The organism is Nonomuraea sp. NPDC050404, assembly GCF_040655495.1.
Lineage (GTDB): Bacteria > Actinomycetota > Actinomycetes > Streptosporangiales > Streptosporangiaceae > Nonomuraea.
The window spans coordinates 17,022-33,111 of record NZ_JBFAKB010000050.1 but is presented as its reverse complement, the minus strand read 5'-3'; the positions used below and the strand labels follow the sequence as shown (position 1 = coordinate 33,111).

The 16,090-nt window shown below is 68.9% G+C and carries 1 protein-coding gene; it reads right to left on the bottom strand.

Annotated features, from left to right (window positions below; genetic code table 11):
• Window positions 1-2 precede the first annotated feature (2 nt).
• Window positions 3-16,076, bottom strand: a complete 16,074-nt coding sequence (locus tag AB0I81_RS60995) for a type I polyketide synthase (protein WP_360679127.1) — start codon at window positions 16,074-16,076, stop codon at window positions 3-5.
• Window positions 16,077-16,090: the final 14 nt, after the last annotated feature.

The window sequence follows — 16,090 nt, the reverse complement described above, 5'->3', positions numbered from 1 at the left end:
GGTCACAGATCCTTGGAGCGGCCCAGCTCGTTGTCGATGAAGCTGAGAATCTCCTCGGTGCTAGCCGATTCGAGCATGCCGGCGACCGCGATTTCACCAGTTTCCGCGCCGCTCTCGGTCACCTTCGCCAGCAGGTGCCGCAGGCGGGTCGCGATGCCGTTCCTGGCGAACTCGTTGAATGCGGCGCCGGAGAGGGCGGTCTCGAATCGATCGAGATCGGCCAGCAATGACAGCTCCGCGACGGTGTTCTCGCCGGGGGCGATCGCCGCCACGATGTGTTCGGCGAGGCTTGCCGGGGTGGGGTAGTCGAAGATGAGCGTGGCCCGCAGCCGCAGTCCCGTCGCGGCGTTCAGCCCGTTACGCAGCTCCACCGTGGTGAGTGAGTCGAAGCCCAGCTCGCGGAACTCCCGCCCGGCCTGGATCGCCTCCACCGAGTCGTGTCCCAGCACCGCCGCCGCCTGGGCGCGTACCAACTCCAGCACCAGCCGGACCTGCTCGCCCTCCTCCAGCCCCGCCAGCCGGTCGGTCAGGTGAGCGCCCGTCGGGGCGGTGACCACCGACCGGCGACCCGCGCGCACCAGGCCCCGCAGCAGATGCGGCACTTCGGGCAGGGCCCGCAGCAGCGACAGGTTCATTGGCACCGCCGCCACCAGCGCCCGATCCGACGCGACGGCCGCCTCGAACGCCGCCAGCCCCTGCTCCGCAGTCAACGGAGGCATACCCGTCCGGGCGATCCGGCGCATCTCGATCTCGCCCAAGCTGCCGGTCATTCCATGAGCCTGCGACCAAGCACCCCAGGCCATCGACAACCCGGCCAGCCCTCGCGACCGCCGATGCTCGGCCAACGCGTCCAGGAACGTGTTCGCCGCCGCGTAATTGCCCTGACCCGCGTTGCCGATCACTCCGGCGAAGGAAGAGAACACCACGAATGCGGTTAGATCCAGGTTCTGGGTCAGCTCATGCAGATGCCACGCGCCATCCACCTTCGGCCGCAACACCGACCTCAGGCTCTCCGCCGTCAACGACGGGACCGTGCCGTCGGCCAGCACACCAGCCGTGTGAATCACCGCCGTCAACGGGTGAGCCGAATCTATCCCGCCCAGCAGGGACGCCACCTGATCCCGGTCGGCCACGTCACAGGCGACAATCTCCACCTCAGCGCCATGGGCGATCAGCTCGGCCTGCAACTCCACCGCGCCCGGAGCCTCCGGCCCCCGGCGACTGGTCAACAGCAGATGCCTGATGCCGCGCTCGGCCACCACATGCCGCGCGAACAACGCACCCAGACCACCGGTACCCCCGGTGATCAGCACCGTTCCTTCCGGATCCCACACCTCGGCGGGCTCGGAATCCGGCCGCACCCGCACCAACCGAGGAACCCTCACCTCACCCCTGCGCACCGCCACCTGCGGCTCACCAGAGGCCAACACCTCAGCCGGCACCGAACCCTCATCGACATCCACCAGCACAAACCGGCCCGGATTCTCCGACTGCGCGCTCCGCACCAAACCCCACACCGCCGCACCCGCGAGATCATTCGACCCCACCGCGCCTCGGGTGACCACCACCAGGCGCGAATCGGCGTACTGGTCATCGGCCAGCCACCACTGCAACAGTTCCAGCATGCGAGTGGTCAACTCATGCGTCGACTCCACGGCATCTGCCGCCGGATCCGACACCGCCTGCGTCACCACCACGTCCGGTATCCGATCTGCCCCGGCCAACGACAGCAGATCCTCATATATCGGTGCAGGCTTCCCGCCGGTCTCGATGCCCAGCGTGTCCGATCCGAGCACCGCAACCGACACCGGCTCGGCCACCGGCAGACCAGCCGCCACCCACTCCACCCCGAACAACTCATCCCGGCCAGCAGCACGATCATCGGACACGGCCGCGAGCCACTCGGCCGAAACCGGCCGCAGCGTCACCGACCGAGCTGACACCACCGGGGCACCGGAAGCATCCACCGCCATCAGCGACACCGAATCGCCACCCACTTCGACCAGTCGCACCCGCAGCACCGACGCACCAGACGCGTGCAGACACACCCCACCCCACGACAACGGCACCCTGGCATCGCCGGCCCCGGCAAAACTCACCCCATGCAACACCGCATCCAGCAACGCCGGATGCACCCCGAAACCGGCCCCCGACACCTGCTCAGGCAGCGCAACCTCAGCGAAGATCTCACCATCACGCTGCCACGCAGCCCGCAACCCCTGGAACGCCGGACCGTATGCGAGGCCCTCCGCCGCCAGGTCCTCATACAGCCCATCCACCTCAATCGCGGACGCACCGGCCGGCGGCCAGACCTCCACGTCCCACGGCACCTCCGTGCCAGCCCTGGTAAGCATCCCGGTCGCGTACCGCACCCATGGCACCTCGTCGGCCGCCTCCGCCGGACGGGCATAGATGGTCACGGCCCGGCAATCCGTCTCCTGAACCGACCCCACCCACACCTGCACCGCGACCGCATCCCGCTCACCCAGCACCAGCGGCGCCTCCACGGTGAGCTCCTCCACCAGGTCGCAACCAACCTGGTCACCCGCCCGAACCGCCAACTCCACGAACACGCTGCCCGGCACCACCACCGAACCCGACACCACATGATCAGCCAGCCACGGATGCGAGGCGAGCGACAACCGACCCGTCAGCAGCACCCCATCCGAACCAGCCAACCCCACCGCCGCACCCAACAACGCATGCTCCGTCGCAGCCAGCCCCGCCGCCGCCACATTCCCCGCACCAAGACCCGCCTGCTCCGGCCAGTACCGCCGATGCTCGAACGGATACGTCGGCAACTCCACCCGCCGACCACCCGGCAACACCGCCGCCCAGTTCACCGGCACCCCACGCACATGCAACTCGGCCAGCGCCGCGAGCACCGCCGCCTGCTCATCACGATCCCTACGCAGCGTCGCCACCAGCACCACGTCAGCGTCCTCGTTCAGCGTGCCATCGGCCATCGCGGTCAGCACCCCGTCAGGACCCAACTCCAGGTACGCCCCCACGCCCTGATCTTGGAGAGTGCGAATTGCATCGGCGAACCGGACCGCGCCACGCACCTGCTCCACCCAGTACTCCGGCGAGCACAACCGCTCGGTTGCCTCCCCGGTCAACGTGGACACGATCGGGATGCGCGGCGGGCTGAAGGCCAGCGTCTCGGCGACCGCTCGGAAGTCCTCCAGCATCGGATCCATCAACGACGAATGGAACGCATGCGACACCCGCAACCGCCGCGTCTTCACCCCACGCTGCTCAAGGACAGCAGCCAGATTCAGCACCGCCTGCTCTTCCCCAGAAATCACCGTGGAGGCCGGACCATTCACCGCCGCCACCGACACCTCACCCAGACACCCGGCTGACAGACCGACACCACCCTCGGCCAGCAGAGCAGCGCCCTTCTCCCCAGCCAGCAGGGCGGCGGCTTCGTCCTCGGCCAGCAAGGCAGTGACTTCCTCCTCGGCCGCCTGCACCGCCACCATCGCCCCACCCGCAGGCAACGCCTGCATCAACCGCGCCCGCGCCGCCACCAACGCACACGCATCGACCAGCGACAACACCCCAGCCACATGCGCGGCGGTGATCTCCCCGACCGAGTGCCCGGCCAGCACCTCCGGACGCACACCCCAAGAAGACACCAGCCGGAACAGCGCCGTCTCCACCGCGAACAACGCCGGCTGCGCCCACCCCGTCAGATCCAACGCCTCCGAATCGGCCGTCCCAGGCTCGGCGAAGAGCACCTCACGCAGCGACCCCTCCAGCAACGGATCCAGCCCGGCAATCACCTCATCCAACGCCGCCGCGAACACCGGGAACCGGGCATACAACTCCCGCCCCATCCCCGCCTGCTGACTCCCCTGACCCGTGAACAACATGGCCAGCTTCGGCTCAGCACCGGCCACCCCACGCACGGCACCCGGCAGATCCTCGGCCACCACACCCAGACCAGCAAGCGCACCCTCACGATCACTCGCCAGCACCACCGCACGATGCTCGAACACCGACCGCGTCGTAGCCAACGAGAAGGCGACGTCCGCCAACCCCGGCCCGTCACTCAGGTGAGACGCCAACCGACCGGCCTGTACCCGCAACGCCTCTTCCGTCCTCGCGGACACCAGCAACGGCACCACACCCGCGGCCCGTTCCTTGTCCGGTGCCGCCGTTCCGTCCTCGATCTGCGGAGCGTCCGGCCCTTCCTCCATGATCACGTGCGCGTTGGTGCCACTGAGCCCGAACGACGACACGCCTGCCCGGCGCGGACGACTGTTCCGCCGCCACTCGGCCGACTCGGTCAGCAGTTCGACCGCGCCCGCTGACCAGTCCACGTGTGAAGACGGGGTATCCGCATGCAACGTCTTGGGCAGCAGCCCATGCCGCATCGCCATGACCATCTTGATCACACCCGCGACACCGGCAGCCGCCTGCGTGTGACCGAGGTTCGACTTGATCGCCCCGAGCCGGAGCGGACGATCCTCCGGCCGGTCTTTGCCGTAGGTGGCCAGCAGCGCCTGTACTTCGATCGGGTCGCCCAGCGTCGTACCGGTGCCGTGCGCCTCCACCGCATCAACTTCGGCCGGTGACAAGCCCGCGCTGGCCAGCGCCTGCCGGATCACCCGCTGCTGCGACGGGCCGTTGGGCGCGGTCAGGCCGTTGGAGGCTCCGTCCTGGTTGACGGCTGAGCCGCGCATGACCGCCAGCACTTGGTGACCGTTGCGCTGGGCGTCCGACAGCCGCTCCAGCACCAGCACACCCACACCCTCAGACCAGCTGGTGCCGTCAGCGGTGTCGGCGAACGCCTTGCAACGGCCATCGGGGGCCAATCCCCCTTGCGCGGCGAATCCGATGAAGCCGATCGGGGTGGTCATCACCGTCACACCACCCGCCAGCGCCAGCGAGCACTCACCCGACCGCAGCGCCTGAGCTGCCATGTGCATCGCCACCAGCGACGACGAACACGCCGTGTCCACCGTCACCGCCGGACCCTCCAGCCCCAGCGTGTACGACAAACGACCCGACAACACGCTGGCCGCCATACCGGTGACGGCGTGACCCTGCATATCGGCCTGGGCGTTCATGACCAAGCTCGCGTAGTCCTGGCCGTTCGTACCCACGAACACCCCGGTCGGACTGCCCTTCAGCGAGCCCGGATCGATCCCGGCCCGCTCAACCGCCTCCCACACCCCTTCCAGCAACAATCGCTGCTGCGGATCCATCGCCAGCGCCTCACGCGGCGAGATCCCGAAGAACCCGGCATCAAACCCGGCCACATCCGCCAGGAACCCGCCCTGAACATCAAGCCCGCCAGTCAGCATCTCCAGATCCCAGCCCCGATCAGCCGGAGCCGGCGAGATCGCATCCCCGCCCTCTACCAGCAGCCGCCACAGATCCTCCGGCGAATCCACCCCACCCGGGAACCGGCAACTCATCCCCACGATCACCACCGGATCATGCGCAACCTCAACCCCTGGCCTGGCCACCACACCCGACGCCTCCTGCCGGCCCAGCAGCTCCGACAGCACGAACTCCGCCAGCACGGCCGGCGTCGGATAGTCGAAGATGAGCGTGGCCGGCAGCCGCAATCCTGTCGCGGCGTTAAGCCGGTTGCGCAGTTCGACCGTGGTGAGGGAGTCGAAGCCCAGCTCGCGGAACTCCCGCCCGGCCTGGATCGCCTCCGCAGAATCGTGTCCCAGGACTGCCGCCGCCTGGGCACGCACCAGCTCCACCATCAGCCGGGCCTGCTCACCCTCATCCAGCCCAGCCAGGTGAGCACCCGCGGGCATCTGGGTGGACACCGCCAACCGGCGGCCCGCACGCATCAGCCCCCGCAGCAGATGCGGCACCTCGGGAAGGGCCCGCAGCAGCGACAGGTCTATTGGCACCGCCGCCACCAGCGCCCGATCCGACGCGACGGCCGCCTCGAACGCCGCCAGCCCCTGCTCCGCAGTCAACGGCGGCATGCCCGTCCGGGCGATCCGGCGCATCTCGATCTCGCCCAAGCTGCCGGTCATCCCATGAGCCTGCGACCACGCCCCCCAAGCCATCGACAACCCGGCCAGCCCTTGCGCCTGCCGATGCTCAGCCAGCGCGTCCAGGAACGTGTTCGCCGCCGCGTAGTTGCCCTGACCAGGGGCACCCATAACGCCAGCCATTGCGGAAAACACCACGAACGCGGCCAGGTCCAGGTCCCGGGTCAGCTCGTGCAGATGCCAGGCGGCGTCTACCTTCGGCCGCAGCACCGCTCTCAGGCCCTCGGCTGTCAGCGACGGAATCGTGCCGTCGGCCAGCACACCGGCCGTGTGAATCACCGCCGTCAACGGATGGGCCGCATTCACCCCAGCCAGCAGTTCGGCGACCTGATCGCGGTGGGACATGTCACAGGCAACAATCTCTACCTCCGCGCCGTGCGCGATCAGCTCGGCCTGCAACTCCACCGCACCCGGAGCCTCCGGCCCCCGGCGACTGGTCAACAGCAGATGCCTGATGCCTCGCTCCGCCACCACATGCCGCGCGAACAACGCACCCAGACCACCGGTACCCCCGGTGATCAACACCGTCCCCTCCGGATCCCACACCCCAACAGGCTCGGAATCCGGCCGCACCCGTACCAACCGAGGAACCCGCACTTCACCCCCGCGCACCGCCACCTGCGGCTCACCCGACGCCAGCACCGAACTCAGCACGGCCGACGGCACCCGCCACCCCGCCACATCAGCATCAGCGTCGACATCGACCAGCACGAACCGGCCCGGATCCTCCGACTGCGCACTCCGCACCAGACCCCACACCGCCGCCCCCGCCAAATCAGCGACCGCCCCACCGCCATCCGCCACACCCGCGCCAGTCGTGACCCCCTTACCACCATCCGCCGCAAGCGCGCCTCGGGTGATCACCTCGTCCTCACCCACCGCAACCGCGCCCCGAGTCACCACCACCAGCCGCGAATCAGCCAACCGCTCATCAGCCAGCCACCACTGCAACAGCTCCAGCACCTGGGCAGTCAACGCATGCGCCGACTCCACGACATCTGCCGCCGGATCCGACATCACCTGCGCCACCACCACGCCCGGCACCGGATCCGCCTCCGTCAATGACAGCAAATCCTCGTATACCGGCACGGACTCCCCGCAAGCCGCCGCCTCGATGCCCAGAGTGTCCGCTCCCAACACCGCGACCGGCACCGGCTCGGCCACCGGCAAACCAGCCGCCACCCACTCCACCCCGAACAACGCATCCCGACCGGCACCACGGCCAGAAGAGACAGCCGCAATCCACTCAGCCGGAACCGGCCGCAGCGTCACCGACTTAGCCGACACCATCGGCGCACCAGCGCCATCCACCGCCAGCAGCGACACCGAATCGTCACCGGCGTCGACCAGTCGCACCCGCAGCACCGACGCAGCAGACGCGTGCAGACACACCCCGCCCCACGACAACGGCACCCTGGCATCGCCGGCCCCGGCAAAACTCACCCCATGCAGCACCGCGTCCAGCAACGCCGGATGCAGCCCGAAACCGGCCGCCGACACCTGCTCGGGCAGCGCAACCTCAGCGAAGATCTCACCATCACGCTGCCAGGCAGCCCGCAACCCTCGAAACGCCGGCCCATAGGTCAACTCCTCCGTCGCGAGATCGTCGTACAGCCCATCCAGCTCGATCACGGTCGCCCCGGCCGGCGGCCACACCGCCACATCAAACGACGCCGCGTCCACAGCACCGGCCGACAGCACACCAGTGGCATGCCGCACCCACGGCACATCATTGGCGGAACGCGCGTAGACACTCACCGTCCGCCGACCCGACTCCTGCGCCTCTCCCACCGACACCTGCACCGCGACCGCATCCCGCTCACCCAGCACCAGCGGCGCCTCCACGGCGAGCTCCTCCACCAGGTCGCAGCCGACCTGGTCACCGGCCCGGATCGCCAGTTCCACGAACACGCTGCCCGGCACCACCACCGAACCCGACACCACATGATCAGCCAGCCACGGATGCGAGGCCAGCGACAAGCGACCCGTCAGCAGCACCCCATCCGAACCGGCCAGCCCCACAGCCGCACCCAGCAGCGGATGATCCGTGGAAGCGAGCCCTGCCGCCGCCACATTCCCCGCACCAGACCCGGCCCGCTCCGGCCAGAACCGCCGATGCTCGAACGGATACGTCGGCAACTCCACCCGCCGACCACCCGGCAACACCGCCCGCCAGTCCACTGGCACTCCGTGCACGTGCAACTCGGCCAGCGCCGTCATCGCCGCCGTCGGCTCGTCACGGTCCTTACGCAACACCGGCACCAGAACGGCATCCGGGTCCGCGAGCGCATCGGCGGCCATCGCGGTCAGCACCCCATCGGGACCCAGCTCCAGATAGGCCCGCACACCCTGAGCATGCAGAGTGCGGATGCCATCGGCGAAGCGGACCGCGCCCCGCACCTGCTCCACCCAGTACTCCGGCGAGCACAACCGCTCGGCTGTCTCCCCGCTCAACGTGGACACGATCGGGATACGCGGTTCGTTGAAGGTCAGCGTCGCGGCCACGGCGCGGAAGTCTTCCAGCATCGGGTCCATCAACGGCGAATGGAACGCATGCGACACCCGCAACCGCCGCGTCTTCACCCCGCGAGACTCCAGCACCGCCGCCACCGCAAGGACAGCCTGCTCTTCCCCGGAGATCACCACCGACGCCGGACCGTTCACCGCCGCGATCGACACCTCACTCTGACGCCCCTCCGGCCGGACACCTTCCTCGGCCAGCAGAGCGGCGACCTCCTCCCCAGCCAGCAGGGCGGCGGCTTCGTCCTCGGCCAGCAGGGCAGTGACTTCCTCCTCGGCGGCCTGCACCGCCACCATCGCCCCACCCGCAGGCAACGCCTGCATCAACCGGGCCCGAGCAGCCACCAACGCACACGCATCGACCAGCGACAACACCCCAGCCACATGCGCGGCGGTGATCTCCCCGACCGAGTGCCCGGCCAGCACCTCCGGGCGCACACCCCAAGAGCACACCAGCCGGAACAGCGCCGTCTCCACCGCGAACAACGCCGGCTGCGCCCACCCCGTCTGATCCAACGCCTCCGAATCGGCCGTCCCAGGCTCAGCGAAGAGCACCTCACGCAGCGAACGATCCGACCGCCGATCAAGCCCCACCAGCAACGGATCCAGCTCCGCGATCACCTCATCCAGAGCCTGCGCGAACACCGGGAACCGGTCATACAACTCCCGCCCCATCCCCACCCGCTGACTCCCCTGACCAGCGAACAACACCGCCAGCCTCGGCTCCCCGCTGGCCACGCCACAAACCACACCGGCACCCGGACGGTTCTCGGCTACAGCCCGCAACCCAGCCAGCGCACCCTCGCGATCTCCAGTAATGACCACCGCCCGATGCTCAAACGCCGACCGTGTCGTGGCCAGCGAGAACGCGACATCGGCCAACCTCGGATCCGACTCACCGCCCAGCCAGGACATCAGCCGCCCGGCCTGTTCCCGCAACGCCTGATCGGTCCGGCCCGAAACCACCACCGGCAACTCGCCGACCGGCTCGAACGCCACATCCGCGCCCTGCTCCACCGGGCTCTGTTCAATGATCACGTGCGCGTTGGTGCCACTGATCCCGAACGACGACACACCGGCCCGCCGCGACCGACCGACCTCCGGCCACTCCACCGAGTCCGTGAGCAGCTCAACCGCACCCGCCGACCAGTCCACATGCGAGGACGGCTCATCCACATGAAGGGTCCTGGGCAGCAGGCCGTGCCGCATCGCCATGACCATCTTGATCACACCTGCCACACCGGCAGCCGCCTGCGTGTGACCGATGTTCGACTTGATCGCCCCCAACAACAGTGGCCGATCCCGATCCTGACCGTAGGTGGCCAGCAATGCCTGCGCCTCGATCGGGTCGCCAAGCGTCGTGCCGGTGCCGTGCGCCTCTACTGCGTCCACCTCGGCCGGGGACAGACCAGCACTGGCCAAAGCCTGCCGAATCACCCGCTGCTGCGACGGACCATTCGGCGCGGTCAGACCATTCGACGCACCATCCTGATTAACCGCCGAACCCCGCACCACCGCCAGCACCTGATGCCCGTTGCGGCGCGCATCCGACAACCGCTCCAGCACCAACACACCGACGCCCTCACCCCAACTGGTGCCGTTGGCGGCATCGGAGAACGCCTTACACCGACCATCAGGCGACAAACCACCCTGCGCGCTGAACCCGATGAACCCCAACGGTGACGCCATCACCGTCACCCCGCCGGCCAGCGCCAGGTTGCATTCACCCGACCGCAGAGCCTGCGCCGCCATGTGCAGCGCCACCAGCGACGACGAGCACGCCGTGTCCACCGTCACCGCCGGACCTTCCAGTCCCAGCGTGTACGACAGCCGCCCCGACAACACACTGGCTGCCAGACCCGTGACGCCATGGCCGCCTGTGTCCGCCTGCGTACTCACGATCAGGCTCGCGTAGTCCTGGCCGCTCGTACCCACGAACACTCCGGCCGAGCTGCCCTTCAGCGAGCCCGGATCGATCCCGGCCCGCTCGACCGCCTCCCACGACACCTCCAGCAGCAACCGCTGCTGCGGATCCATCGCCAGCGCCTCACGCGGCGAAATTCGGAAGAACCCGGCATCAAACCCCGCCGCATCCGCCAGGAACCCACCCTGCACATCAAGCCCTGACTCGGACAACATCTCCAGATCCCAGCCCCGATCGGCCGGAAGCGGCGAGATCGCATCCCCGCCCTCAACCAGCAACCGCCACAGATCCTCCGGCGAATCCACCCCGCCAGGGAACCGGCAGCTCATCCCCACGATCACCACCGGGTCATCCGTGACCGCAGGCTTGGGCCCGGCCACCGCACCTGGCACCTCCACCAGGTCCCGCCGACTCAGCAGCCGTGACAGCACGAACTCCGCCAGTACCACCGGCGTCGGATAGTCGAACACCAGCGTGGCCGGCAGTCGCAGCCCGGTCACGGCGTTCAGGCGGTTGCGCAGTTCCACTGCCGTCAGGGAGTCGAAGCCCAGCTCGCGGAACTCCCGCCGCACCTCCACCGTCTCCGCCGACGCGTGTCCCAGCACCACCGCCGCCTGCGCCCGCACCAACTCCAGCACCAGCCGAACCTGCTCACCCTCACCCAGCCCGGCGAGCCGCCGCACCAGCTCCGCATCCCCGCCCGACGCGGAAACAGCCACCCGCCGACCGGCAGGCACCAGCCCCCGCAGCAGATGCGGCACCTCGGGAACCGCCCGCAACACCGACAGATCCATCCGCGCCACCGCCACCACCGCACGGTCGATCGCGAGGCACGTCTCGAACGCGGCCAGCCCTTCCTCCGCCGACAACGCAGGCATCCCGGCCCGCGCCATCCGCCGCAGATCAACCTCCCCCAACCCGCCACTCATCCCGGTCTCGCGCGCCCACAACGCCCAGGCCAGCGACAAGCCCGGCAAACCCGCAGCACGACGCGACTCAACCAACGCATCCAGGAACGTGTTCGCCGCCGCGTAGTTGCCCTGACCCGCGTTGCCGATCACTCCAGCGAAGGAAGAGAACACCACGAACCCGGCCAGGTCCAGGTCCCGGGTCAGCTCATGCAGATGCCACGCGCCATCCACCTTCGGCCGCAACACCGACCCCAGCCCCTCCGCCGTCAGCGACGGGATCGTGCCGTCGGCCAGCACACCAGCCGTGTGAATCACCGCCGTCAACGAATGAGCCGGATCCACTCCGGCCAGCAGGGACGCCACCTGATCACGATCGGAGACGTCACAGGCGACAATCTCCACCTCAGCGCCATGGGCGATCAGCTCGGCCTGCAACTCCACCGCACCCGGAGCATCCGGGCCCTGGCGACTGGTCAGCAGCAGATGCCTGATGCCTCGCTCCGCCACCACATGCCGCGCGAACAACGCGCCCAGACCACCGGTACCCCCGGTGATCAACACCGTTCCTTCCGGATCCCACACCTCGGCGGGCTCGGAATCCGGCCGCACCCGTACCAACCGAGGAACACTCACCTCACCCCCGCGCACCGCCACCTGCGGCTCACCAGAGGCCAGCACCTCAGCCGACACCGAACCCTCATCGACATCCACCAGCACAAACCGGCCCGGATTCTCCGACTGCGCCGACCGCACCAAACCCCACACCGCCGCACCCGCCAGATCAGCGACCGCCTCACCATCACCCACCGCGACCGCGCCCCGAGTCACCACCACCAGCCGCGAATCAGCCAACCGATCATCGACCAGCCACTCCTGCAGCAGGCCCAAAACTCGGGCGGCCAACTCATGGGCCGACTCCACGACACCTGCCGCCTGATCTGACACCGCCTGAACCACCACCACACCCGGCACCCGATCCGCCCCGGCCAGCAAGTCCAGATCCTCATATACCGGCGCAGACTCCCCAGCGGTCTCGATGCCCAGCACGGCGACCGGCACCGGCTCGGCCACCGGCAGACTCGCCGGAACCCACTCCACCCCGAACAACGCATCCCGACCAGAAGACCCCGCCGAAGCCCACTCGGCCGAAACCGGCCGCAGCGTCACCGACCCAGCCGACACCACCAACGCACCAGACGCATCCACCGCCACCAACGACACCGACTCGCCACCCGTCCGCACCAACCGCACCCGCAGCACCGACGCACCAGACGCGTGCAGACACACCCCACCCCACGACAGCGGAATCCGGCCACCGCCCACCACGTCCAGCCCGGCAAAGCTCACCGCATGCAACACCGCGTCCAGCAACGCCGGATGCATCCCGAAAGCGCCCGCGTCAGACACCACCCGCTCCGGCAGTGCCACTTCGGCGAAGATCTCGCCACCGCGCTCCCAGGCCGCCCGCAACCCCCGAAACGCAGGACCGTACGCAAAGCCCACCAGCTCGTCGTACAGCCCATCCAGCTCGATCGCGGTCGCCCCGGCCGGCGGCCACACCGCCACATCGAACGACGCCGCGTCCACACCACCAGACGCCAGCACACCCGTGGCATGCCGCACCCACGGCGCATCATCATCGGCCGGACGCGCATACACACTCACGTCCCGGCGACCCGACTCCTGCGCCGCGCCGACCCACACCTGCACCGTAACCGCGTCCCGCTCGCCGAGCACCAGCGGCGCGTCCATGGTGAGCTCGTCCACCAGGTCGCAACCCACCTGGTCGCCTGCCCGGATCGCCAGCTCCACGAGCACGCTGCCCGGCACCACCACCGAACCGGCCACCACGTGATCGGCCAGCCACAGGTGCGAGGCCAGCGACAGCCGGCCGGTCAGCAGCACCTCATCGGAATTGGCCAACCCCACCGCCGCACCCAGCAGCGGATGCCCCGTTGCCGCCTGACCCAGCGCCCGAGCATCACCACCCTGTAGCGGCCCCGGCCAGAAGCGCTGACGCTGGAACGCATACGTCGGCAACTCCACCCGATGCCCACCGGCCAGCACCGCCGCCCAATCCACCCGCACACCACGGACGAACAGCTCAGCCGCCGACGTCAGCACCCGGTGCAGCCCACCCTCACCAGAACGCAACGTCCCGGCCACCACCGCCGTAACCCCCGCCGCGTCCACCGCCTGCTCAATCCCCAGCATCAACAGCGGATGCGGACCCACCTCAACGAACGCCCGATACCGCTCCCCCAGCAACCGCTCCACCGCAGGCCCGAACTCCACCGTGCCACGCACGTTCTCGTACCAGTAGCCCGCATCCAACTCCGTACCGTCCAGCCACTCCCCAGTCGCCGTCGACAACATCGGCACCTGCGCCGTGCACGGCACCACCGGCGCAAGCGCGGCCAGCAACTCCTCCCGCAACCCTTCGACCTGCGGCGAATGCGCAGCGAAATCCGCCCCACCGAGCGGAAGCCGCATCACCCCATCAGCCGACAACCGCCGCTCCAGCAACCGCATCGCATCCGGGTCACCGGCCACCGTCACCACCCCGGGCCCGTTCACCGCCGCGACCGCCAACCGATCCAGCAACCCCTCCCCGGCCAAAACCTCGCGAACCTGCTCCGCCCCAGCCATCACCGACAACATCACGCCACGCCCGGACAGCCGCTCACCGATCAGACGGCTCCGCAGGGCCACCACCCGCGCGCCATCGGACAACGACAACCCACCCGCCACCACCGCCGCCGCAATCTCACCCTGAGAGTGCCCGACCACGGCGTCCGGCCGCACACCGAGGGACTCCCACACCGCAGCCAGCGACACCATCACCGCAAACGACACCGGCTGAACCACATCCACCCGATCCAGCCCCTGCGCGCCCCGGACCACATCCAGCAGCGACCAATCCACGAACGGCTCCAACGCCGCCGCACACTCCGCCATCCGCACCGCGAACACCGCCGACTCCTCCAGCAGCGCCGCACCCATCCCCACCCACTGCGCCCCCTGACCAGGGAACACCCACACCGACTTACCGACGACATCCGCCACACCCCGGACCACCCCCGGCCCTCCGGCCTCGACCGCAGCCAGACCCGCCAGCAGTTCCTCCCGATTCCCGCCGACCACCACCGCACGATGCTCGAACAGAGACCGCGTCGTCACCAGCGAATAACCCACATCCAGATCGCTATGGGCGTCAACATGAGCCGCGAGACGCCCAACCTGCGCCCGCAACGACTCATCGGACTTGCCCGAGATCACCCAAGGCAGCGCACCAGCACCGCCAACGCCCGTTTCGGCCTGCGGTGCCTCCGTACCCTGCTCCAAGATCAGGTGTGCGTTGGTGCCGCTCATCCCGAACGACGAGACACCGGCCCGCCGCGGACGTCCCGTTCGCGGCCACTCCACCGGCTCCGTCAGCAGTTCCACCGCGCCCGAGTCCCATTCCACGTGTGACGACGGCTTGTCCACGTGCAGGGTCTTCGGCAGTACGCCGTGCCGCATCGCCATGACCATCTTGATCACACCGGCGACACCCGCCGCCGCCTGCGTATGACCGAGGTTGGACTTGATCGCGCCGAGCAGGAGCGGACGATCCTCCGGACGGTCCTTTCCGTACGTGGCCAGCAGCGCCTGCGCCTCGATCGGGTCGCCGAGTGCCGTACCGGTGCCGTGTGCCTCCACCGCGTCCACGTCGGCGGGACTCAGTCCGGCGACCGCCAGCGCCTTGCGGATCACCCGGCGCTGCGACGGGCCGTTCGGCGCGGTCAGACCGTTCGACGCACCGTCCTGATTGACCGCCGAACCACGCATCACCGCCAGAACCTGATGCCCGTTGCGCTGCGCGTCCGACAAACGCTCCAGCACCAGTACGCCCACGCCCTCGGACCACGTCGTACCGTCCGCCGCATCGGAGAACGCCTTGCAACGACCGTCAGCAGCCAGCACGCCCTGACCGCTGAACCCGATGAACCCCAGCGCCGACGCCATCACCGTCACCCCGCCGGCCAGCGCCAGCGAGCACTCACCCGACCGCAGCGCCTGCGCCGCCATGTGCATCGCCACCAGCGACGACGAGCACGCCGTGTCCACCGTCACAGCCGGGCCCTCCAACCCCAGCGTGTACGACAGGCGACCTGACAACACGCTGGCCGCCATCCCGGTGATGCCGTCCGCCTGCTCCCCACCCGGCTGGCCCAGGATCAGGCTCATGTAGTCCTGGCCGTTGGTGCCCACGAACACGCCGCTCGAGCTGCCCTTCAGCGAGAGCGGGTCGATCCCGGCCCGCTCGACCGCCTCCCAGGAGGTCTCCAGCAACAACCGCTGCTGCGGATCCATCCCGATCGACTCACGCGGCGAGATCCCGAAGAACGCGGCGTCGAACTCCGCCGCGCCGGACAGGAACCCGCCCTGGCACACGACGCCCATCGCCGCCATCAGGTCCACCTCCCAACCCCGGTCGGAGGGGAAGGGGGAGATCGCGTCCGCACCGTCGGTCAGCAGCCGCCACAGGTCCTCAGGGGTACTGACCCCGCCGGGAAAACGGCAGGCCATCGACACGATCGCGATCGGGTCGTGCCTGCCAGACTCCACCTCTTCGAGCCGGCGACGGGTCTCGTGCAGATCGGCGGTGACCCACTTCAGATACTCAACGAGCTTCCGGTCCTCGGACATCAGAGTGTCCTTTC